This is a genomic window from Pedobacter sp., from assembly GCF_039594775.1.
Lineage (GTDB): Bacteria > Bacteroidota > Bacteroidia > Sphingobacteriales > Sphingobacteriaceae > Pedobacter.
The window spans coordinates 664,366-687,036 of the sequence record NZ_JBCNMT010000002.1; the positions used below are offsets into that span (position 1 = coordinate 664,366).

The 22,671-nt window shown below is 39.1% G+C and carries 18 protein-coding genes; 9 read left to right on the forward strand and 9 right to left on the reverse strand.

The window, feature by feature from the left end; genetic code table 11:
- Positions 1 to 3: 3 nt before the first annotated feature.
- The 6 genes from ABDV71_RS08920 to trpA all read left to right on the forward strand — a co-directional run bounded on the left by ABDV71_RS08920 (position 4) and on the right by trpA (position 6,784).
- Complete coding sequence (locus ABDV71_RS08920) at positions 4 to 819, forward strand: SDR family oxidoreductase (protein WP_343532098.1); 816 nt, start codon at positions 4 to 6, stop codon at positions 817 to 819.
- The gene (locus ABDV71_RS08925; protein ID WP_343532099.1) at positions 819 to 2,798 is read left to right on the forward strand and encodes a tetratricopeptide repeat protein; all 1,980 of its coding nucleotides are present in this window, start codon (positions 819 to 821) and stop codon (positions 2,796 to 2,798) included. Before ABDV71_RS08920 ends, ABDV71_RS08925 begins: the two co-directional genes overlap by 1 nt.
- Positions 2,799 to 2,987: 189 nt before the next feature.
- Positions 2,988 to 3,977 carry an anthranilate phosphoribosyltransferase gene (gene trpD / locus ABDV71_RS08930; protein WP_343532100.1) on the forward strand — a complete coding sequence of 330 codons (990 nt, stop codon included), beginning with the start codon at positions 2,988 to 2,990 and terminating at the stop codon, positions 3,975 to 3,977.
- A gap of 78 nt (positions 3,978 to 4,055) precedes the next feature.
- Positions 4,056 to 4,679: a phosphoribosylanthranilate isomerase gene (locus ABDV71_RS08935; protein WP_343532101.1), complete on the forward strand. Its 624-nt coding sequence runs from the start codon at positions 4,056 to 4,058 to the stop codon at positions 4,677 to 4,679.
- A 72-nt stretch (positions 4,680 to 4,751) separates the two neighbouring features.
- Positions 4,752 to 5,933 carry a tryptophan synthase subunit beta gene (gene trpB / locus ABDV71_RS08940; protein WP_343532102.1) on the forward strand — a complete coding sequence of 394 codons (1,182 nt, stop codon included), beginning with the start codon at positions 4,752 to 4,754 and terminating at the stop codon, positions 5,931 to 5,933.
- Between the two features lie 83 nt (positions 5,934 to 6,016).
- Positions 6,017 to 6,784: a tryptophan synthase subunit alpha gene (gene trpA, locus ABDV71_RS08945; RefSeq protein WP_343532103.1), complete on the forward strand. Its 768-nt coding sequence runs from the start codon at positions 6,017 to 6,019 to the stop codon at positions 6,782 to 6,784.
- Positions 6,785 to 6,961: 177 nt separating this feature from the next.
- Here trpA and ABDV71_RS08950 read toward each other — a convergent pair whose 3' ends face one another.
- From ABDV71_RS08950 to ABDV71_RS08975, 6 genes are all read right to left on the reverse strand, one after another.
- Positions 6,962 to 7,732, reverse strand: coding sequence for a HEAT repeat domain-containing protein (locus tag ABDV71_RS08950; protein ID WP_343532104.1), 771 nt, complete (start codon positions 7,730 to 7,732; stop codon positions 6,962 to 6,964).
- A gap of 30 nt (positions 7,733 to 7,762) precedes the next feature.
- A complete protein-coding gene (locus tag ABDV71_RS08955; protein WP_343532105.1) occupies positions 7,763 to 8,296 on the reverse strand; it encodes a hypothetical protein in 534 nt (177 codons plus the stop codon).
- Entirely contained in the window at positions 8,293 to 8,856 is a 564-nt protein-coding gene (locus tag ABDV71_RS08960; protein ID WP_343532106.1) for a GNAT family N-acetyltransferase, read from the reverse strand. The genes ABDV71_RS08955 and ABDV71_RS08960 overlap by 4 nt, the downstream gene beginning before the upstream one ends.
- Complete coding sequence (gene nhaA, locus ABDV71_RS08965; protein ID WP_343532107.1) at positions 8,846 to 10,015, reverse strand: Na+/H+ antiporter NhaA; 1,170 nt, start codon at positions 10,013 to 10,015, stop codon at positions 8,846 to 8,848. Before nhaA ends, ABDV71_RS08960 begins: the two co-directional genes overlap by 11 nt.
- A 254-nt stretch (positions 10,016 to 10,269) precedes the next feature.
- Positions 10,270 to 13,605 carry a choice-of-anchor J domain-containing protein gene (locus ABDV71_RS08970; protein ID WP_343532108.1) on the reverse strand — a complete coding sequence of 1,112 codons (3,336 nt, stop codon included), beginning with the start codon at positions 13,603 to 13,605 and terminating at the stop codon, positions 10,270 to 10,272.
- A 122-nt stretch (positions 13,606 to 13,727) separates the two neighbouring features.
- Positions 13,728 to 14,348, reverse strand: a complete 621-nt coding sequence (locus tag ABDV71_RS08975; protein ID WP_343532109.1) for an L-threonylcarbamoyladenylate synthase — start codon at positions 14,346 to 14,348, stop codon at positions 13,728 to 13,730.
- Between the two features lie 90 nt (positions 14,349 to 14,438).
- On the opposite strand from ABDV71_RS08975, the gene ABDV71_RS08980 reads away from it, so the two are divergent.
- Complete coding sequence (locus ABDV71_RS08980) at positions 14,439 to 16,079, forward strand: FMN-binding glutamate synthase family protein (RefSeq protein WP_343532110.1); 1,641 nt, start codon at positions 14,439 to 14,441, stop codon at positions 16,077 to 16,079.
- Between the two features lies 1 nt (position 16,080).
- Positions 16,081 to 17,226: a TlpA disulfide reductase family protein gene (locus ABDV71_RS08985; RefSeq protein WP_343532111.1), complete on the forward strand. Its 1,146-nt coding sequence runs from the start codon at positions 16,081 to 16,083 to the stop codon at positions 17,224 to 17,226.
- Positions 17,227 to 17,367: 141 nt separating this feature from the next.
- Here ABDV71_RS08985 and asnS read toward each other — a convergent pair whose 3' ends face one another.
- A complete protein-coding gene (gene asnS, locus ABDV71_RS08990) occupies positions 17,368 to 18,804 on the reverse strand; it encodes an asparagine--tRNA ligase (RefSeq protein WP_343532112.1) in 1,437 nt (478 codons plus the stop codon).
- A 142-nt stretch (positions 18,805 to 18,946) separates the two neighbouring features.
- Between asnS and ABDV71_RS08995 the strand changes: the two genes are divergently transcribed.
- Positions 18,947 to 20,299, forward strand: coding sequence for a HAMP domain-containing sensor histidine kinase (locus ABDV71_RS08995; RefSeq protein ID WP_343532113.1), 1,353 nt, complete (start codon positions 18,947 to 18,949; stop codon positions 20,297 to 20,299).
- Here ABDV71_RS08995 and ABDV71_RS09000 read toward each other — a convergent pair.
- Positions 20,269 to 21,312 (reverse strand): GAF domain-containing sensor histidine kinase, encoded by a 1,044-nt coding sequence (locus ABDV71_RS09000; RefSeq protein WP_343532114.1) that lies wholly within the window; start codon positions 21,310 to 21,312, stop codon positions 20,269 to 20,271. The genes ABDV71_RS08995 and ABDV71_RS09000 overlap by 31 nt on opposite strands.
- Positions 21,313 to 21,946: 634 nt before the next feature.
- Positions 21,947 to 22,567, reverse strand: coding sequence for a class I SAM-dependent methyltransferase (locus ABDV71_RS09005; RefSeq protein ID WP_343532115.1), 621 nt, complete (start codon positions 22,565 to 22,567; stop codon positions 21,947 to 21,949).
- Positions 22,568 to 22,671: the final 104 nt, after the last annotated feature.

Below are 22,671 nucleotides of genomic sequence, written 5' to 3' on the forward strand. Positions count from 1 at the left end.
TTTATGAGCTTAAAAGATAAAACCGTAGTCATCACTGGCGCATCATCGGGCATAGGAAAAGCACTAGCCTACGAAATGGCGAAAAGGGGAGCCAATGTAGTACTGGCCGCACGGCAGTATGTTACCCTTTGTGAAATTACGGCAGCGCTAGAAAAAGAATACGGTATTAAAGCCTTGGCCATACAGGCTGATGTGAGCAAAGAAGAGGATTGCGAAACATTGGTTAAACAGACCCTGCTCACTTTTGGCAAGCTCGATGTGCTTATTAACAATGCCGGTTTGTCTATGCGAGCTTTGTTTAAAGATCTAGACCTGTCCGTGCTAAAAGATTTAATGGACGTTAATTTTTGGGGTACTGTTTATTGTACCAAATATGCCTTGCCAGAAATCTTAAAAACAACCGGTAGTATTGTGGCCGTATCATCTATTGCCGGTTATAGAGGCTTGCCAGGCCGTACAGGTTATTCATCCTCAAAATTTGCCATGAATGGTTTTATGGAGTCATTACGTACCGAACTGTTAAAAACCGGAGTACATGTAATGGTGGCCTGTCCAGGTTTCACTACTTCCAACATTAGGGTTGCGGCGTTGTCACAAGATGGAACCGCCCATGGCGAAACCAGTATGGAAGAGGGAAAAATGATGACCGCCGAAGAAGTGGCACAACGCATATGCGATGGCATTGAACAAAGAAAAAGAACTTTGATCATGACAAGACAGGGTAAGCTTGCCGTTTGGGTAAATAAGCTGTTCCCAGCATTTGCCGATAAAAAAGTATTTGAACTTTTCACCAAAGAAAAAAATCCCCTGATTAAGTAATGAAGCGTTACAAGCAAAAAACGCTCATTTTTGTCTTGTTTGGATTTTTGTTAAATCACCTTTTTACCTCGGGAGTTTTTGCCCAGAAGCCTTCGCACGTCCTAAATAATAGCAAAGATTATTTACAGATTGTTAAATATTATCGCTATCTAAACCCAGATTCGGCACTTTATTATGTGAAACAAGGGCTTAAGGTAGCAGAAGCACAAGGAGATTCTTTGGGCAAGGCCGCCCTGTTAAATCAATATGGCATGATCGACGATAATGCCACACGATATAAAGACTCTCGCGAGAAATATCTGGAAGCAGAAGCCATTTACAGAGAGCACGGCGATGAGATAGGATTAGCCGCCACCTTGGTGAGGTTAGGAGTGGTGGAAAAACGCAAAGGAAACTTCGACAAGGCTTTAGCGTATTTTATGGATGCCCTCAACATCAGTGAAAAAAATGGCCATAAGCTAGGTATGCTCGAAGGTAGAGTGGTGTTTGCGGAAGCTTATTATAGTTTAGGCGAGTATGAAAATGCGCTAAGTAATTTGCGTATCGCAGAAGAAATAGATAAACAAATCCCTCTTTCTAATTTATCTCTCAATATGTACATTAACTATGGTTATGTATATACCAAAATAGGAGACTATGAAAAAGCTATCAGCTATTTAAAAAAGGGACTTGTTAAAAGTAATAGGCCCGATTTTAATGGTTTAAGAATTAGTTTGATGGTGCAGTTGGGGACTGCTTACTTTAAAAGTGGAAAGCGCAATCAGGCTATCACTATTTACAAACAAGCATTGGCTTTTACCAGAGAAATTAAAAATGTATTGAGAGAGCAATCAACCTTGGTAGAACTATCGCAAGTGTATATTAAAAATCAGCCAGATAGCGCCCTTTTTTATCTTGCTCAAGCTTTAGAAATCGCGGAAAAGCACAAAATGTACCGTCAGCAAATTACCGCGTTGGATAATATTGGTGATCTGTATAAAGCAAAGGGCAATTTGGCCAAGGCACTTTATTATCGAGAGCAACGCAATAGTTTGGCCGAGCAGATATTCTATACCGATATGATGAAACAGGTTTCGAGCTTGGAAAGTGCCTACGAGCTTGAAAAATCTAAAACCCAGCTAGCCGAACTCACGGCACAAAGCAAGGAGCAAAAGATGGTTAAGAACATCATTCTTTATGTAGCCATTGCTATATTTTTGGTGCTCATGATTACCTTGGGCAACTATTTTCGCTCCAGACATTTGAACAAGCTGCTTACCGAGGCCAATAAGGAGTTGGAAGAAAGTAACGAAATCAAGGATAAGTTTTTCTCCATCATTGCTCATGATATTCGGTCACCTTTGGTGTCAACCATTAGTATTTTAAGACTCATTGCCGATAAGGAGTTGAATCAGGAAATGCAGGAAAAAATGGTAGAGAAATTGGTAACGCATTGTGATAGTAGCCTAGAAATATTAGATAAGCTCCTTAAATGGGGGCAAATGCAGATCAAAGGCGTTCGATTAAATGTTTCGGAGTTTAATCCTTTGCCAAATATCTATCGTAACCTAGGGCTGTTGCAGGAGGCGGCTGCGCAAAAAAAAATTACCATTGACGTTGATATTGAAGAGGGAGTTGTGTTGAAAGCCGATGCTGACCACTTCGACTTTGTGGTAAGAAATTTATTGGCCAATGCTATTAAATTTACCGAGAAGGATGGAGAGGTAGAATTAAAAGCTAAGGCTATTGACAAAAACACCATCAAATTTGAAGTAAAAGATAATGGTGTAGGCATTAGCCAGTCTAGAATTGAAAAGCTTTTCGAATTATCTGCAACTGGAACTAAAGGGACATCGGCGGAGGAAGGTACCAGTTTGGGCCTGATCATTTGTAGAGAGTTTGTAGTTGCCAATAATGGTAAGCTCGAAGTACAGAGCGAGATTGGTAAGGGAACCACTTTTTCTTTCACGATGAAGGGCTTTTTGAAAAATATTACATAAAAAATAAAATCGTTTTTGCATTTAAAGAAAAACAATTACATATTTGCTTACAGAATGAGACAGGTAAACGTAAATACAATTTGGTGGTGGCATAACGCAATAGCGTGATGTAACCTTTTGTACGTTTATTTTTTTAATAAGAATATTTTAGAAGGTTGCTGATGAGGCAACCTTTTTTTGTTGATAACCATGAAGAAGATATTAAACCACCTTTTCGAGAACAAAACTTTTAGCAGCGCCGAGGCTCAAAAAATATTAACCTCCATTGCTATGGGCGAATTCAATAATGCTCAAATTGCCGCATTCATTACTGCTTATTGCATGCGAAATATTACCGTAGAAGAATTACAGGGCTTCCGCGACGCCATGCTAGATTTATGCCTAAAGGTAGATTTCTCAGACTTTGAACTGGTAGATCTTTGCGGTACGGGTGGCGATGGAAAGGATACTTTTAATATTTCCACGCTAGCTTCATTTGTAGTGGCAGGGGCAGGGCATCAAGTGGCCAAACATGGTAACTATGGTGTTTCTTCTGGCTGCGGTTCTAGTAATGTAATGGAGTATTTGGGCTATAGTTTCACTAATGATGAAAGTGAACTGAAACGTAGTTTAGATAAGGCAGGTATCTGTTTTATTCATGCGCCTTTGTTTAACCCAGCAATGAAAACGGTGGCGCCTATACGTAGGGAGCTAGGAGTGAAAACCTTTTTTAACATGTTGGGGCCAATGTGCAATCCGGCAAAGCCGAAAAATCAAATGGTAGGGGTATTTAGTTTGGAACTGGCTCGTATTTATGCGTATTTGTATCAACAAACAAATAAAAACTATACTATTGTACATGCGGTAGATGGCTTTGATGAAGTGTCGCTGACGTGTGATTTTAAAACTTTCAGCAAAAAAGGAGAGGCCTTGACAAAAATTGCTGATTTAGGTTTCGAAGAATTGCAGGAACCGCAAATACAAGGAGGCGATAGCATCGAATCATCGGCTAAAATATTCATGGAAGTATTAGAAGGAAAAGCTACTGATGCCCAAACCAATGTGGTGTTATGTAATGCCGCATTAGCCATACAAACCATTAAACAAAATGCAAGTTTCGCCGATTGCTACTACGAAGCAGAAGAATCTCTACTAAGTAAAAGAGCATTGGGAAGCTTTAAAAATTTGATAGCAGGATAGTATAACCCCCTTAGACACCTTAGAACATCTAAGTCTAAAATGCGCTAAGGTGTCTAAGGGGGGTTAAAAAGACATAGTATGAAAATGAAAATCAAAGTTTGTGGGATGAAACATGCGGCTAATATTGCTGGGGTGGCCAACTTACGTCCTGATTATTTGGGCTTCATCTTCTATCCAAAATCTCCAAGATATATTAGCGAAGTTTCTGCAGAGCTGATCAAATATGTTCCTGTCGATATTAAAACCGTTGGTGTGTTTGTCAATGAAGAAATCAACGAAGTAAAATTAAAGGTAGCTAAATATCAGTTAAAAGCAGTACAGTTGCATGGAGCAGAAAGTGTAGACTATTGTGCTGAACTCAAGATTTTAGGCGTGGAAGTCATCAAAGCATTTGGTGTGCATCCAGAATTTGATTTTAAACAATTAGAGCCTTATGCACTAGTGGTAGATTATTTTCTTTTTGATACTCAAACCCCCGTGCATGGCGGTTCAGGAAAAGTATTTGACTGGCAACTTCTAGAAAAATATCAATTGGATAAACCTTATTTTTTGAGTGGGGGAATAGGACTAGAACATGCTCAACAAATTACAGGCATACAGGATGCACGGCTTTATGCCATAGATGTGAACAGTAAATTTGAGCTGGAGCCGGGTTTGAAAGATGTGGAACAGTTAAAAGAGTTTTTTGATAACGTAAGATAAACTGTCATTCCGAGAGCAACGAGGAATCTCATAGATACTTCGCGATGCTCAGTATGACAAAAAAGAGATAACATGAATTATTTTGTAGACGAAAGAGGATATTACGGTGATTTTGGTGGCGCTTACATCCCCGAAATGCTTTATCCAAACGTAGAAGAACTGCGCCAGCAGTATCAAGCCATTATTGATGACGAACAATTTCAGCAGGAATTTAAAGCCTTGCTAAAGGACTATGTCGGCAGACCGTCGCCGCTTTACTTGGCCAAACGATTATCTGATAAATATGGGGCAAATATTTTCCTTAAACGAGAAGATCTTAACCATACCGGAGCGCATAAAATTAACAATACCATAGGCCAAATTTTACTTGCCGAAAAGCTGGGCAAGAAACGGATCATTGCCGAAACAGGTGCCGGTCAGCATGGGGTGGCTACTGCCACTGTTTGTGCCTTGCGTGGTTTGGAATGTGTGGTTTATATGGGCGAGGTAGACATTAAACGCCAAGCGCCCAATGTGGCCCGAATGAAAATGTTAGGCGCAAAAGTAGTGGCAGCTACGTCGGGAAGTAAAACCCTTAAAGACGCCACCAACGAAGCCATGCGTGATTGGATCAGTAATCCCGTAGATACCCATTACATCATCGGTTCTGTGGTTGGTCCACATCCTTATCCAGACATGGTTGCTCAATTTCAGTCGATCATCTCTTTCGAAACTAAAAAGCAGTTGCAAGAGCATACCGGAAAATCATTGCCTGATTATGTATTGGCCTGTGTGGGTGGCGGAAGTAATGCCATGGGAATGTTCTATCATTTTATCGATGATCAGAGTGTGAAACTGATTGCTGTTGAGGCAGCAGGTAAAGGTGTAGATAGTGGCTTTTCGGCCGCAACTACTACCTTGGGTAAAGAAGGAGTACTACATGGCAGTAGGAGTATTTTAATGCAAACGCCGGATGGGCAAGTGGTAGAACCTCATTCCGTTTCTGCAGGATTAGATTACCCCGGTATTGGTCCGCAACACGCACATTTGTTTAAAACAGGTAGAGGACTTTATGCTTCCATCACCGATGATGAGGCGCTACAAGCAGGCTTGCTTTTAACCCAGTATGAAGGAATTATTCCTGCTATTGAAAGTGCCCATGCTTTAGCTTATCTTGAAAAAATGCAGTTTAAAGCTGGTGATAATGTAGTAGTTTGTCTTTCGGGCAGAGGCGACAAGGACATGGAGACTTATATGAAATATTTTAATTTATAAAGGTAAAACGTGAAAGGATTTAAGGTATTGGGTTACGCCCTGTGCCTAATTACTAATCACTAACTACTAAATACTCGACATAAATGAACAGACTTCAACAATTATTTCAGCAACAACAAAAGGAGTTACTCTCCATTTATTATACTGCCGGCTATCCAAATTTAAATGATACCCTGGATATCGCCGAGGAATTAGAAAAAGCAGGTGCCGACTTTTTAGAAATTGGGTTCCCTTATTCGGATCCTGTAGCTGATGGACCCATTATACAAGCTAGTAGTAAGCAGGCTTTGGATAACGGCATGACCTTGGCCATTTTATTTGATCAACTGAAAGATTTGCGCGGAAAAGTAAACATTCCTATTTTATTAATGGGCTACGTAAATGTGGTATTGCAATACGGTGTAGAAGCTTTTTGCAGCAAATGTAAGGAAGTAGGGGTGGATGGTTGTATTATTCCAGATCTGCCGATGTACGAGTACGAGGAATTATACCAATCAACCTTTGAAAAATATGGTTTGAGCAATATCTTTTTGGTAACTCCTCAGACTTCTGAAGCGCGTATCCGTAAAATTGACGATTTGAGTAATGCTTTTATTTACTTGGTATCATCATCGGCCACTACTGGCAGTAATTTGTCAGTTTCTGAAAGTGCTACAGCCTATTTTAAACGTATTGCCAATATGAACTTGAAAAGCCCGGTAGTCATTGGTTTTGGTATTTCAGATAAAGCAACCTATCAGGCAGCAAGTCAATATGCTAGCGGTGCCATCATAGGCAGTGCTTTCGTTAAAAATATGGATGCGAGTAACCTAAAAGGAAGCATCAGGGAATTTATGGCACAGTTTAAATAAGGTTCGAAACATAAAACTAACCACATAGATTAAACAGAAAAAATAAAAAAAACTATGTTTCTATGTGGTTTAATATAAGTGTATTGGCGACATGAAATTAAAATCATTTGTCAGTCTGAGCCTGTCGAAGACTTTTTGTTGAATAACAATGTTTCGACAAGCTCAACATGACATTGCCTATAGGGTGTCTCCGTAGAAATGTTTGGAGATATAATTAATCGCTTCTTGCTGGGTCAAAATGGAGAAATCTTTATATCGATCGTGAACATCAATAATTTCCAGAATGGCCTTGTCTACCAAATCCTTATTTTGCCAAGTCTTTAAATCAGCAATTACAGTAGCTAAACATCCTTTTTTATACGCAATTTGTCCAATTACATGAACCAGTGTATTGCTTACCCTTTTAGTAGGGTCATGTTCTAGCTGTTTCAACAAAGGTAGTATGTCTTGAGGATATTTTCTTCCCCGAAGCTCAATGCCATGACAAATTTCGCGTCTAATTTCCTTGTCGGGATGATGTAGATAAGTTTGAGCCCAAGTCAAAACGGGGTCGGGGTTTACTTCACCCATTTTTTTCACAGAGCCAATTACTGCATTTCTAACAGCATGGTGCTCGTCAAACAATCCCTTATCAAAAAAAGGCTGCACCGTCTCAAAATCCCATTTGCCAATTTCGCCTGCGGCGTTAATCACCGTTTGCCTCACTTTAAAATCATTATGGCTCAATAAGCTATTTAATAAATGGATAATGGTGGGCAAATATGTTTGATTAATTTTATAAATTTTTCCGACTGCTAAATAAGCTGTCTTTCTGATGTAGGTATCTTCATTGATGAAATATGGGAGTATATTGCCGCATTTTGCTATAACAATATCATTGAGGATAACCTCTTGAATTTGTTTTACCAACAAATCCCTTTCTTCCTTAACTAAATCATAAAAGGCCATTTCAGCTGATATTACAATGCTATGGATTTGTTATTTGATGTAGATTTCTTTCGATAAAGTATTGATTTTTGCTTCATAGGCCTCTATTTCGACATCATACTTATTGCTACGTTCATCTAAGGCTTTATAAAGTAAAGTATAGTATTCTTTGTTTAATGTACTATAAGTTCTATAGGTGGCTATTTTAGGTTGTATACTTTTATGATGTGCTAGCTTATCCAAACTATCAATCATATCTAGGTTTCTGTCCCAATAATAAATGCCAATATCCCTAATGTTAGATAAGGCTTTTTCCCTGCCTATTGCTACTGTATCTACCGGAAAAATATCTTCGGCCATATTGGCCATAGAGTAAAAGTCAATCATGATTTCATCAAACTTTTCTTTATCCTTAAAACCATTGGCAAAGGAATAGATATCGACATGATTATTGTTCTTGAGCGATGATTGCATGTTTCTTATAACTGCTCTAAAACCAAAAAAAGCACCTACAGATGCAATAAGTAAGGGGATGGCAATGGCAAGAATAGTATAGAGAGGTTTACTGATGGGTTTTTCGTTCATGTTTGGTTATTATTTGGACCGGTTTGTTTTATCCATGCGGTTTTTTGAAGTTCAAACCAATAGTGGGGAATATCTTCGTATAAAAAATTGTCTTTTAATTGAAGTCCGCACTTTTGTAAAACGTTTACTGAACCTATATTTCCTACCTCGCAAATGCCATTAATAACCTCCAAATTCAGGGTCTCAAAAGCATATTTAATGCAGGCCTTTCCTGTTTCGGTAGCAATCCCCTTACCCCAATACCTTTCAATTAGTCTGTAACCAAAATCATGGTAGTTTGCATTGTTGTTAATGGGCTCTATAATATATTTAAAACCTGTCCACCCAATAAAATCGCCATTAGCCCTGTCTATAACTGCCCAGCGACCAATGCCCAAATCAATGTATTGCTTTTGAATAAACTTGATCACGTTTTCGGCATCTTCAATAGTTTTGATTGGGTTTTTACCTAAAAAGGTATGCACATTTGGGTTGCTGTCCAATTCAAAAATCCCTGCTGCGTCAGCAAGACTCAGCGGCCTGATCAAACATCTTTCCGTTTCAATAATGCTATTGAGCATATTTACGTTTTAAGGTTTTAAGAAAAATGAACCCAACAAGGCCAGATAAAACCGAGGCGCAGAGAATAGCAAATTTGGCTTCGGTAACATGTAAATGGTCTGAAAATGAAAGCATCGCAATGAAAATAGACATGGTAAAGCCAATTCCTGCTAACATACCTACCCCAATAATATGTTTCCAGTTGGCTGCCGAAGGTAACTTGGCCAGTTTAAGTTTTACAGCTAGGTATGAAAATAGACTTACCCCTAATGTTTTGCCCACAAAAAGTCCAAAAATAATGCCCAGGCCCAAAGGAGAAGCCAATCCCGCTATCATGCCGCTTTCAAAAGTGATATTAGTATTTGCCAGCGCAAAAATAGGCATGATCAAAAAGTTAACAGGCTTGGCTAGCGCATGTTCTAGGTTTTCTAAGGGCGATGACGTTTGTGTTCCGGTAGGAATTGTAAAAGCCAATAGCACTCCAGCAATGGTAGCATGTATGCCTGAGTGATGCATAAAATACCAAAGGAAAATTCCGGGTATTAAATAAAACCAAAGCGATTTGATTTTGAAATAATTTAAAGTTGCCAAGGCAATCACAATTGCTCCGGCAATGTAGAGCTCCTGCCAGTGTATTTGGTCGGTATAAAAAATAGCAATCACCAAAATGGCCCCTAAATCATCAACAATGGCTAGGGCTGCTAAGAATATTTTTAATGAAGGGGGTACATTTTTACCCAGCATCGCAATAATGGCCAAGGCAAAGGCAATATCGGTAGCCATGGGGATACCCCATCCGTTAGCTGTTGGAGTACCTTGATTAACACCCCAATAAATACCGGCGGGAAGTAACATGCCGCCAATTGCCGCCAATACCGGTAATGATGCTTTTCGAATATTGGAGAGTTCGCCTGCAACCAGCTCTCTTTTAATTTCGAGACCTACCAATAAAAAGAAGATAGCCATTAAACCATCATTGATCCAAACAGAGGTGCTATAACTGATTGATGTGTTGCCTAGCTGGAAACCCAAAGTTTGATCTAATAGCTGCTGGAAGGCTTGTTTTTCGCTAGAATTGGCAATAATCAGTGAAAAACATACACAAAATAACAAAAGTATTCCTCCTGTTTTTTCAGAATTGAAGAACTTGGTAAAAGCGTTTTTGTTGAATTTCTGCATTTGGCTAAAATACCAAAATTAAGACGCTATTGGAAGACATTTCGTAGCTATTTGATGCCCGTTTCCCATACAAAGGAGAGAAGAGGATTGCGGAAGCAGTAAGGCTTTTGAAGGGACTTTCATTAGATGTAAATGGATTGAAATGGCTGTTAGAAGGAGGAATGATGGTTTGTTCCTTTTTCTAAAACTATCAAAAAAGCCATAAAAAAGGGATGCCGTTAGGCACCCCTTCATCAAAGATCTATTGTTGTTGCTTATTCCTTTACAAATTTACTTTGGTAAGTAGCGCCGTTGTCGGTAATTTGAATAATGTAAATACCCCTTGCCAATTCTTTTACTTTTTGGTTAAGCTGGTGGTTTAAATCATTGGTATTGCCAGTGGTACGTAATTGAATCCTACCATCAATACCGCTTACCGATAATCGCAACTGATTACTGCTGCTCGAATAGTTTAAGGCAATATTGTTTTTTACCGGATTTGGATAAACAAAGAAAGTAGCTTGATTGCTGCCCAAAAACCTAACCGGTTTTACTTCCGAATAGCTGTATTTGCCATCGCGGTCTACTTGTTGAACTCTGTAATAGTTAATGCCTTGAGCTGGATTTTGGTCAATAGCTTCATAAGCGGCGCCTTGTGGGCCTTTGCTTTGTTGTTCGGCAACTTTGGTGAAGTTTTTACCATCCAAGGAACGCTCTACCACAAAATGACTATTGTCTGTTTCCGATTTGGTTTCCCATTTAAGCGTCACCACATTACCGTTAATACTTGGCGTAAAATATCCCCAGTTTACACTTAAAGTGGTGTTGAAAAAGTATCTGGTTTGAATTGGGTAGTGGTCGGTGGTAGTACTGCTATAGCTAGTTACCATGGTTGTAACCTGATCTAAAACTTCGGCAGAATTGCTCAGGTAATTATCATTTAAATTTTTGTTGATGATTACATTGTCAATAACCGTAGCAAAACCGGCAGTCGACCTTTTTCCTGCTAAGCTTAAAGGCAAAGTTACGGGGAAGTAATTGGTTTGATCTGTGGTGAAATCACTATAAGAAGTTCCTGTTCCGGCAGGTTTAGGTGCAATGGTTTTATCAGGATTAAGCACATCGTTAAAGTCACCCAAAATAATTACTTTTTTGCCCGCTAAATTAGCGTCAATATATTGCTTAAGCTGTAAAGCACCACCTTTTCTTCTGTCGTAGGCATCATTCTTTTCCGCATCGGTGCTACCAGTATTGGCCTTGGCGTGTATCTCAATAAAGTAAACCGTTTCCTCAGCACCATTAACTAATACTTTTGCCTCCATTAAAAATGGGAAACGACCTGATGACCAGTTTTTATAAGGAGAATTGGTGCCGTTGTTAGTAAGATTGCTTGGGTAATAGGTATCTCTTAACACACCAAACCAACGCACGGGTTTAATGATATCGGTACGGTACATAAAGGCCAATTTTTGTGCTTGCGGATAACCCGAGTGGTTTTTATCGTCGGCGTATGAACCAAAATCGCTGAATATTACATTATAGCCCGCAGGTAAAGAACTGTTTCTGAACAAGGTCGTATCAACTACTTCCGATAGGCCATAGATGTCGGCATTAAGATTGCCAAATATGGTTTTAACATTAGCGGCCTGTTGTGCCTTATTGCTTGGTCCATTTGAAGTAGCCCCAAACCATTCAATATTCCAGTTCACCACTTCTAAGGTATTGTTGGTGTCAAACGTATTGCCAGAAAGGTTTAAGGTTTGGTTGGCAGTGCCATTAGTGGCAATGGTTAACTGTTGGGCATAATTGGTATTGGCCATAGCTGGCGCAAATTTTACAAAAACAGTTGATGACGCGTTGTTGGCTTCGGCCAAAGTATAGGTGGCCGATGAAGTGAAAGGGCCGCCACTGGTTTTGGCAATGTTAAAATTAGCAGGAGCTATTAAAGTAACATCATGGGTGAGGCCACTAGCTGAAAAATTGAATGAACGTTCGGCCGAGGTGCTGCCTGCTGCTTGATAGCCAAAGTTGATTGAAGATACTGGTAAGCTAAGTTCAACCGGAGCTGGGGTAGAAGAATTACGAATAGAAAAATCATCCAAAGTCCAACGAGCTCCACTAGAAGGCGTAGCATTTGGTGAGGTGTATACAAAAGCGATGTAAACCGTTCCCGATTTATAATTGCTCAGATCTATATTGTCTGATTTGGTCCAAGTATCAGATTGTATGATAGGAAACTTGCCGTCAATATTGGTCCATGTGGCTGCATTTGGACTGCCACTACCTGAATAATTGGTAGATACTTTTAATTGCAAGGTGTTGCCCGCAAAAGCAGTTCTGCTCCAAAATGACAATATTGGGTAGGTCATGGTCGAAAGATTGAAGGAAGGTGAAATCAACCAATCTTCGTTTTCGGTGCTTGATGAAGCTGAACCCCCATTAATTTGAACCGCATTGCCGCTGCTTGCTTTACCGGTAGCGTCTGAAGCATCTCTACCAAAAGAAGTACAAGCCCAAGTTTGCGTACCTGTAATGCTTTGCTGCGTAAAGCCAGCAGGAAGGGTGGTACTTCCAGCAGGAGTACAGTTTTCGAAATCATAAGACAAGGCAGAAGGGTCGACACCCGTACCGCTTAATGCCACACTGGTTGGACTAGCTGAACCACCAGTAATATTAATAGTGCCATTGTTAGCACCTGTGCTGGTTGGGCTAAATTGTACAAAAACATCTTTGTTATTCCCAGTAAGTTCAGCTCCGGTAAAAGTAATGGAGGTGCTATAAGGACCGCCATTTGTTTTTGAGATACCGTAAGGCGTAGCGGTGGTTAAGGTAACATCGGAACCATCTAAATTAGCGTAGGTTAGGCTCAGGGGACTCTGTGCAGAGGTTAGGATATTTTGGTTTCCAAAAGACAAAGCAGGGGCGGTGATAGAAGGGGTGTTTGTGTTAACTGAAGCATTTTCAATAGAAAAATCATCGATAGCTAAACCATCATCTGCTCCACTAGTATCAAAATCTACAAAACGAATAAAGAAAACAGTACCATTTGCAATGTTCAATCCAGTAATTGTATATTCGATGTTTTTAGTTTGGATAGTGCTACCTCCGTTAAAAGTTGATGAGCTAGGGTCATTTTGATAGTCAAGTTCATTCACATCCACCCATGTTCCAGTGCTTAAGCTAGTGGCATCTGTACTGTAGGAAAAATCCAACCTATCACTGTGATTTGTTGCTCCTATTCTCCAAGTTTGACCTACAAAAGAAATTTTTAATTTAGTAATTGTACCGCCAGAAGTATTTTTGAAGCTAGCTCCAAATGAAGGTTTTAAGTTTCCACTGAGTAATGAGCCTAATGCTCTATTAGTTGATGATGCTGAAGTTCCAAAGCTATAGGTGTCACCGCCATTAGAACTGCCCGTTCCGGCAGTATAAGTGGTATTGGCGTTAGCACCTGTTTCAAAAAAAAGCCAACCAGTGGGCATTACGCTGCTTATTCCAGAGCTCGCTAATGTGTTGAAATTTTGTGTATAAGCAGTGGAGCCTAAGTCGATTTGGCCGAAACTCCATAATGCATTAACACAAAAAAGAATAATAAGTAAAAGTCTTTTCATATAATAAGTTTTGCTGTCCAAATTATTTTGAACGCGACAAAGCTACCCCGCTCTTATTACGATGGTGTTAATCAGATATTAAAATAGAAAGGTTAATATATACTTAACGATAGCTTAAAATGTTATAAATACTCTTCGATATCTCCCTTGCCCTCTCTGATCACTTCAAAATCGCCGTTGGTGCAGTCTATTACTGTCGAGGCCTCGTTGTCGCCATAACCGCCATCAATCACCAGGTCAACGGTGCTTTCATATTTTTCATGGATAAGCTCCGGATCGGTAGAGTACTCGATTACTTCATCATCATCTTTAATAGATGTCGAAATAATAGGATTGCCCAATGCTTCCACAATTTGACGGGCAATGTTGTTGTCAGGTACACGTATACCTACTGTTTTCTTATTAGAGCTCAGTAATTTAGGAACGTTGTTATTGGCGTTAAAGATAAAAGTAAAAGGCCCCGGAAGCGCTTTCTTAAGCACCCTGAAAACTGTGGTGTCAATAGGTTTGATATAATCTGAGATGTGCCTTAGATCTGAGCAGATAAAAGAAAAATTAGCTTTCTCTGGCTTAATGCCACGTATTTTGCAAATTTTCTCAATTGCCCTATGGTTGGTAATATCGCAGCCCAAACCGTAAACCGTATCGGTTGGGTAGATGATCAGGCCACCCTTCTTCAATACTTCTACAGCTTGTTCGATGGCTTTTGGATTGGGGTTTTCTGGATATATTTTGATAAGCATGCGTAAAAATAACAAAATGATGGCGTACTTGTTTTAGTATCGGGTTTTATATTGCTACATTAGCAAAAAACGGACATTTAATTAATTGAGATGAGAAAAGCATTTGTAGCAATCGCAGCTTTTTTGGTAGCATTTACGGTAATGTTAGGCATGTACCAACCTTTTTTATGGTGGACTTTTCTGTTCACTGGACCATTTGTTCTGCTAGGCATTTATGACATGATCCAGCCTAAGCACAGTATTGTACGTAACTATCCTGTGTTTGGCAGGTTAAGGTACTTTATGGAAAACATGAGGCCCAAAGTTTACCAATACTTTGTAGAAAGTGATACCAACGGTACGCCATATAATCGATTAAACCGTTCGCTAATTTACCAAAGAGCAAAAAGAGAGCTGGATACCATTCCTTTTGGAACACAATTGAATGTTTACGACAGCGGTTACGAGTGGCTGAGCCACAGTATTATGGCCATCAGTCATCATGATTTAAACCTACATCCTAGGGTAATGGTTGGTGGACCAGATTGCAAGAAGCCTTACTCGTCAAGTATTTATAATATATCGGCCATGAGTTTTGGTTCGTTGAGTCAAAATGCAGTATTGGCTTTAAATGGAGGCGCCAAGTTGGGTGGTTTTGCGCACAATACAGGTGAAGGTGGTATTAGTGATTATCATCGTCAGATGGGGGGAGATCTGATCTGGCAAATTGGTACCGGTTATTTTGGTTGCAGAAACTTGGACGGAACTTTTAATGGTGAGGCCTTTGGCGAGCGTGCAAGCGAGGATCAGGTGAAGATGATTGAGATTAAGCTTTCGCAAGGTGCTAAGCCTGGCCATGGAGGTATGCTGCCTGGTAAAAAAGTAACTGCCGAAGTTGCCCGTATCCGCTTGGTTCCAGAAGGTCAGGATGTGTTGTCGCCTCCTGGACACTCAGCTTTTTCTACCCCAATGGAATTAATGGCTTTTGTGAAGAGGTTAAGAGATTTATCAGGCGGAAAACCTGTTGGTTTTAAATTATGTATAGGCCGCCGGAGTGAGTTTTTTGCTATTTGCAAAGCGATGGTAGAAACAGGTATTTATCCTGATTTTATTACTGTTGATGGTGGTGAAGGTGGAACAGGGGCGGCGCCGCAGGAGTTTTCTAACTCGGTAGGTATGCCTTTGCGTGATGCGGTGGCCTTTGTTTACGATGTGTTGGTAGGTTTTGACCTTAAAAAGCATATTAAGATCATTGCCTCAGGTAAAGTGTCCACCGGTTTCGATATTGTTAAAAATATTGCTTTGGGAGCTGATATGTGTAATGCGGCACGAGGAATGATGTTTGCACTAGGTTGCATTCAAGCGTTGGAATGTAATAGCAATACCTGTCCAACTGGCGTGGCTACGCAAGATCCAAGCTTAATGAAAGGCTTGGTGGTAGAAGATAAAAAAGTGAGGGTGAAAAACTTTCATAATTTAACCGTGGCCAGTGCGGTAGAGCTTTTAGGCGCAGCGGGATTACGTGAACCCGGACAGTTAAGCAGGGCTTATATCAACAGGAGGGTTAATCCTAATGTGATTCAAAACTACAGGGAAACCTATCCTTATATTCCAGAAGGTTCTTTATTGAAAACGCCCTATCCATCTCGTTTCGAATTGGGAATGACCTTGAGTACATCGGCTAGTTTCTTGCCTACAGATTATAAAGTAACCGAAGTAGATTATCAGACTGCTAACCCATATCACGATTAGAATGAGCTATAGAAAGAATTTGTTTACATATTTTCTAATATTGTTTCCGGTTTTCATATTTGCCCAAACGCCTTATTCAATTACAACGACTGAGAGCCAATTAAAAGATGGAAGTAAAGTGTATTTGGTTTATACTGACGGCGATCGCAAGATTACCGACTCTACATTGGTGCAAAATGGTAAATTTAAATTTGGAGGCTCATTGAAATATCCAGTGATATCTAGGATGTTTTTGCATAAAAACCCTTACGTGGTTAAGCTGAACAAAGGAGAGCAAATAGATTACCTAATGTTTTATCTTGAGCCTGCTCAAATTAAAATGGCGATTTCTGATTCTATAAAAAACGCGATCATTAGTGGGTCTTCCGAAAATGCCGGCTTTAAAGATTTAAAATTGATGTTGAAGCCAATCGATAATCAGTATACAGATTTAAGGAAAGAGTACGAAGCCTTGCCAACAGAAAAACAAAAGGATTCTTTGATACTGGCTGGCTTTATCGGTAGAGAAAATGAAATCACACAGAATGCTAATCGATTACATTTAGCTTTTGCTAAGAAAAACGCGGGCTTGTTTGTAGGGTTAAATAGTTTGGCACATGTAGCTGCCGTGCCGGAATTTTCTAGTGAAATTAAAACTATTTATGCGAAATTGCCAATGGCGCTTAAGGAAAGCCCTGTAGGGAAGGGGATTTTATTGTCTATGGCTTCAAATGATCATACCAAGATAGGGGCAGTTGCTATAGATTTTGAACAAAATACTCCTGCAGGTAAACCTGTTAAGTTGTCTAGTTTTAAAGGTAAATATGTGCTGGTGGATTTTTGGGCAAGTTGGTGTGGGCCATGTAGAGAAGAAAATCCTAATTTGGTGTCTGCTTATAAAAAGTTTAATGCTAAAGGATTTGAAATTCTAGGGGTATCATTAGATCAGCCTGGAGAACGTGCAAGATGGGTGGATGCAATAAAACAGGATAATCTTGTTTGGACGCAGGTTTCAGATTTAAAAGGCTGGGATAATGAAGCGGCAAAAGCTTATGGAATTAAGTCTATTCCTTCAAGCTTCCTATTGGACCCTTCGGGGAGAATTATTGGGAAAGATTTGAGGGGCAAGGAATTGAATAACAAACTAGCAGAAATATTTTCTAAATAATAAATAGAGTATTAAAGAGATTTCTCGCTGCACTCGAAATGACAGAGGATACGATGACAAGGGGGCTGAAAAAAAGATAAAGCCGCTTAAAATTTTAAGCGGCTTTGTCTTTACTCCTTATTCCTTTATCCTTGTTCTGAATTAAAACTCAGCACTTTTAGGGAAACGAGGGAAGGCAATTACATCGCGGATGTTGGTCATGCCCGTTACGAATAGCACTAAACGCTCAAAGCCTAAGCCGAAACCAGCGTGCGGTGCAGATCCAAAACGACGCGTATCTAGGTACCACCAAAGTTCTTCCTGAGGTACGCCCATTTCATCCATGCGTTGTTTCAATACATCCATACGCTCTTCACGTTGCGAACCTCCAATCATTTCGCCAATACCTGGGAATAAAATATCCATGGCAGCTACCGTTTTGTTGTCATCGTTTAAACGCATGTAGAACGATTTGATGTCCTTAGGGTAGTCGGTTAAAATTACCGGACGCTTAAAGTGTTTCTCTACCAAATAACGCTCGTGCTCACTTTGTAAATCAGCACCCCAACCTTCAATCAAATATTTGAATTGTTTTTTCTGGTTAGGTTTCGAAGCCCTTAAAATATCAATAGCCTCTGTATAGGTTAAACGTTGGAAATCGTTAGCTAAACAGAAATCTAATTTCTCCAATAATGAAAGCTCACTGCGTTCGTTTTGAGGTTTTTGTTTTTCCTCCTCGGCCAAACGGTTGTTCAAGAACTCTAATTCTTCTTTGCAGTTCTCTTTAGCATAGCTGATGACATATTTCATCATATCTTCTGCCAATTCCATGTTGTTTTCCAGGTCAGCAAAAGCAACCTCCGGCTCAATCATCCAGAACTCTGCCAAGTGGCGAGTAGTGTTTGAATTTTCAGCCCTAAAAGTAGGTCCGAAAGTATAGATGTGACCAAAGGCCATTGCCGCTAGCTCGCCTTCCAGCTGACCAGATACGGTAAGGTTAGTGGCACGACCAAAGAAATCTTCTTTGAAGTCAATAGCGCCATCTTCGGTACGAGGCGTGTTGTCGAAATCTAACGTAGTTACTTTAAACATTTCGCCAGCACCTTCGGCATCACTGGCCGTAATTACTGGCGTATGCATGTACACAAAACCACGCTCGTTGTAAAACTGGTGAATGGCAAATGCCAAGGCATGACGTACTTTGAAAACAGCGTTAAAAGTATTGGTTCTAAAGCGCAAGTGTGCAATTTCCCTTAAAAACTCCAGGCTGTGTTTCTTAGGTTGCAGAGGGAATTTCTCAGGATCGCTGTCACCCAAAATTTCAACATCGGTAGCTTTAATTTCAACCGATTGGCCCTTACCCAATGATTCGACCAAAATACCGGTAGCTTTAATAGCTGCACCAGTAGTGATTCTCTTCAACAAATTCTCATCGGTATTATTAAAATCAACTACCACTTGGATATTGCCCATGCAAGACCCATCGTTTAACGCAATAAACTGATTATTTCGGAAGGTTCTAACCCATCCCATAACCGTTACCTCAGTGTTAAAATCTGTAGATTTTAATAATTCCTTAATTTGTTGTCTCTTAATCATTTTGATTTTTATTGTAAAAGTTGCAAAAATAAGCATTTAAGCTTTAATTTTCGATATCTTGAGCGTTAAATTTTAAGGTCACGTTGCCCATCTTTCGGTGAATATAGTTATGTTTGGTTTTAATCTTATTTTTCGATAAACAGTGGCAAAATTACGTTCCTGGCTTAATACTGATTATATTATAGGTAATCCCAAAAAATTTTCACTAGAAGAGAGAATTTTCAACACTTTTTGTGTTATCGCTGTTGTTGCCCTTTTTTTAGAAATTTTCTTTAACTATTATATTGGTCTTAAGATAGTTGCCCTAATCTGCTTATTTGGCACCTTGTTTTCGGCGGCGCTTTATTACTTGTCTCGTAATCAACGGAAAACCAAATTGGCCATTAGAAGTTTGGGGGTGGTGGCCAATTTCACTTTTTTGCTTAATTATTTCTTCAATTCGGGTATTTATGGACCAAATATGGTACTCTTTTGTTTGATATTGCTCATTACCATTGTAGTGGTCCCCAAAAAGGAGCTAATGGTTTGGGTAACATTGAATGTGATGACCGTTTTTGGAGTATTGATATTCGAGTATTTTAACCCTGAGGCAATCCCAAATGTATATGTCGATAATTTGGCCAAAACAATAGATTTTGCGGTAACATACGCAGTGGCGGCTTTGTTGATCTGCTTGAGCATTGTCTTTATTCGGAACAATTATGATAAGGAGCGGAGTATCGTTTTTCAGAAAAATTCGGAAATTGAGGAAAGAAACGAAAGGATAATATCCCAAAATGTGGAGCTCGAAAAGCTAAATTCGGAAAAATCAAAGATGTTTTCCATTGTAGCGCATGATATTCGTTCGCCATTAAGTTCTATATTGGGCTATTTGGAGGTTTTAGCAGAAACAGACATGACCGAAGAAGAGAATGATAAAATTAAACAGCGATTGCTGCAGGTGACTAAGGATACCTCGGAGATGCTGGCCAATGTGCTGGCTTGGTCAAAATCTCAATTGGATGGTGCTAGGGTAGATATTATTGCAGTGAACGTATTCAGGGAATTGACCAAGGGATTGAGCTTGGAAAGGAGTATCGCTGGTAGGAAGAATATCGCCCTTGATTTAGTTCTAAAAGAGGAAGTGCTGGTGGCTGCGGATTTGAATATGTTTTTAATTGTGGTGCGTAATTTGGTTAACAATGCTATTAAGTTTACTCCCGAAGGAGGAAAGGTGCAGGTTTCGATGGAAGTAAACCATGAAAACTGCTTTATAAAGATTAAAGATAACGGTTTGGGAGTAGGTAAGGATGAACAGGATAGCTTGTTTAAGCTAAGAGCGCATTCAACTTTTGGAACTAATAACGAAAAAGGAGTGGGGCTGGGGCTTTTACTTTGTAAGGAATTTACCGAGTTGCAAGATGGCAAGATATGGTACGAGGCTAACGAAGAAAAGGGAAGCACCTTTGTAGTTTCGTTTAATCTTTATGGTGTTGTTAAAGGCAGGGAGATATAAAAACAATAATTTCCCGTTTGTTCGTTGCTAGCTGTGCTGATTTTTCCTTTGTGCATTTCAATCAGTGTTTTGGCAATGGAAAGTGGAGTGCTTTGCGGTTCATCCTCTAACAGGTAAAAACTTTCGGTATGATGGCTTGCGATGCTGATTTCGATATAATTTTCTTTTTCTGTTAATGTGAAATGGATACTCCTCGGGCCCGATAAGATTGCCAAGTGTTCTATAATATAATTGAAAGCATTTTTTAACCGATGTGGGTCGCCATAAATAACAGTTTCTTTATCGTTTTTTATGGTAATATCATATTCCCCGAAATCTAGTTTGATTTGTTTCAGGAGTTGTGATAAGATAATCTCCTCCACATTGAGTTTGAAAGAGTTATTGTGAATCGGGAAAGCCATTTTTAATCTTTCCAGATTGGAGAAAACCCTGTCGTTCGCTTTTTCTATACGTTCTGCCAGTGTATTGATGGTTTTACTGTCGTCAGCCTTTCTTTTTAATAATTCGGTAGTAAGGGCTATAGAGGTGAAAGGGTTTTTAAGGTCGTGGACTGTTTTATGGAGAAAATCGGTAAAAACTTTTTTGATTTTTTGTGTCTCGAAATGCTTTTCCAAGACAAGAGCTGTCATTTGAGCGATATTCTCAAATAAAACGATTTCTGAGGCATTTAGATTGTCTTTTTGACTGTCTATAGCGATGATTATTCCTAAAGTACTCCCGTTTTTGGAAATTATAGGCGTACTGCAGTAGAATTTAATAGCTTCGGTGTCTCGCAATATGATATCGTTGCGAATAATTGTTTTAGGCGAGCTTAGGCTTTCGTTATATATTGCAGGTACTTGTTCTGGCTTTAATGTTGCGATTTCTTTTTGATCAATAATGGATAGGCCGTTTTCGGTGGTTAGCAGGATTTTGTTTTTACTTATGTTGAGGCTTTTTGCAATCATGCTATTGATAGGGCCAATAATGGCGAATAGGTCAAGACTGCTCAAAGTTTCATCGTTCTTTTTCATGGTATTTCTAATTAACGCCTAAATCCCGCTCATTTATATTGCTAATATACTGCAAATAATTTTCACTTAATTTTTATGTGTTTTTATGTTTTTGTATGTTTTTTTGTGATTTTATTGTTTTTATTTATGTGTTTTTAATTTTTTATTGATTTTTTGCGTGTTTTTTAACTTATATTTTATTATTTAATTGGTTTTTGTTTGTTTTTTGTGTTTGTTTTTTGAATTAATCAGTTGATTTTTATTGTTTTTGATGTTTTTGTTGAAAAATAATGTTATAAAATTGAAATTTTGTTTTTAAAATCAAAATAATACTTTATATTTGTGGTGTTCATACAAAAAAGTACATTTATATTTGGTTTGATTAAAGCTCTGGTTGGATGGCCAGAGCTTTTCATAAAACAAATGAAATGATGAAAAGATTTTAAACTAAACCTAAACAACCTATAAAAAGCCAGTCATTTTTGATTGGCTTTTGTTATTTTACGGGGTTGTTGATCCAATACGGGCATTTCCTGCGTTCGTCATTGCGAACAGAAGAATGGTGGTGTGGGGTGAAGTAATCTCATTTATGTTATCATCGCTCTGGCCATTCCTACGTTCGTCATTTCGACCTCATGGAGAAATCTAATCGTATTTATTTTTTTCTCGCTATTACAATAGTGTGTATGTCAGGTTTTTTAAAAGCTACCTTGGAGACGTGAATGTCGCCAAAACCATTGGCTTTTAATTGTGTCTCTACTTCTGCCAATTCATGATATTGGAAATAAACCCTGTCGCCTTCGTGATTGGTTTTAAATTCAGAGGCTTGGGGGTTGCCTTCAACGAAGCTCAAATAGATTAGGCCGCGATCTGTCAGTAGTTTACTTGAATTGCTGATGAACTCATTGCATTCCTCAACAGATAGGTAGGGAAGGTAGAAGCCCGCAATAATGCCATCAAAACTATCACTGATTTGATTGATTGCTCTAGCATCCATCACTTTGAAGCTTGCAGTGGGATTATTCTTTTGTGCCAATTCAATCATTTTGGGAGCTACATCAATACCCAAAATTTTAAAATCCGGCCTTTTTTTTAGCAAGTACTTGGTGATGTTTCCTGGGCCGCAACCAATTTCTAATATGTTGGCGCTTTTTGCAGTAATGTTCTTACAAATAAAATCATAGCTTTCGTTATACAGGTCCATATCCATGAACTTGTCTTCGTAAATTTTTGCGACTTTGTTCCAGGTTTCGAAAGTTTCTTGGTATTTGTCCATGAAGTGGTTTGGTTATTTGTATAAAACTAAGAAAAGTCCGAGATATTTTGTCTGTAGCAGAACAGTTTAAGTGATTGGAATACAGGTTTTGGTTTATTAAACCC

Bases quoted from the DNA above. Each gene is read 5' to 3' on its own strand.
- ABDV71_RS09005 (WP_343532115.1), bottom strand. From the start codon at position 22,567: ATGGACAAATACCAAGAAACTTTCGAAACCTGGAACAAAGTCGCAAAA.
- ABDV71_RS08970 (WP_343532108.1), bottom strand. From the start codon at position 13,605: ATGAAAAGACTTTTACTTATTATTCTTTTTTGTGTTAATGCATTATGG.
- ABDV71_RS08985 (WP_343532111.1), top strand. From the start codon at position 16,081: ATGAGCTATAGAAAGAATTTGTTTACATATTTTCTAATATTGTTTCCG.
- trpB (WP_343532102.1), top strand. From the start codon at position 4,752: ATGAATTATTTTGTAGACGAAAGAGGATATTACGGTGATTTTGGTGGC.
- ABDV71_RS08955 (WP_343532105.1), bottom strand. From the start codon at position 8,296: ATGAACGAAAAACCCATCAGTAAACCTCTCTATACTATTCTTGCCATT.
- ABDV71_RS08935 (WP_343532101.1), top strand. From the start codon at position 4,056: ATGAAAATGAAAATCAAAGTTTGTGGGATGAAACATGCGGCTAATATT.
- ABDV71_RS08980 (WP_343532110.1), top strand. From the start codon at position 14,439: ATGAGAAAAGCATTTGTAGCAATCGCAGCTTTTTTGGTAGCATTTACG.
- ABDV71_RS09000 (WP_343532114.1), bottom strand. From the start codon at position 21,312: ATGAAAAAGAACGATGAAACTTTGAGCAGTCTTGACCTATTCGCCATT.
- asnS (WP_343532112.1), bottom strand. From the start codon at position 18,804: ATGATTAAGAGACAACAAATTAAGGAATTATTAAAATCTACAGATTTT.
- trpA (WP_343532103.1), top strand. From the start codon at position 6,017: ATGAACAGACTTCAACAATTATTTCAGCAACAACAAAAGGAGTTACTC.
- ABDV71_RS08950 (WP_343532104.1), bottom strand. From the start codon at position 7,732: ATGGCCTTTTATGATTTAGTTAAGGAAGAAAGGGATTTGTTGGTAAAA.
- ABDV71_RS08925 (WP_343532099.1), top strand. From the start codon at position 819: ATGAAGCGTTACAAGCAAAAAACGCTCATTTTTGTCTTGTTTGGATTT.
- nhaA (WP_343532107.1), bottom strand. From the start codon at position 10,015: ATGCAGAAATTCAACAAAAACGCTTTTACCAAGTTCTTCAATTCTGAA.
- ABDV71_RS08975 (WP_343532109.1), bottom strand. From the start codon at position 14,348: ATGCTTATCAAAATATATCCAGAAAACCCCAATCCAAAAGCCATCGAA.
- trpD (WP_343532100.1), top strand. From the start codon at position 2,988: ATGAAGAAGATATTAAACCACCTTTTCGAGAACAAAACTTTTAGCAGC.
- ABDV71_RS08920 (WP_343532098.1), top strand. From the start codon at position 4: ATGAGCTTAAAAGATAAAACCGTAGTCATCACTGGCGCATCATCGGGC.
- ABDV71_RS08960 (WP_343532106.1), bottom strand. From the start codon at position 8,856: ATGCTCAATAGCATTATTGAAACGGAAAGATGTTTGATCAGGCCGCTG.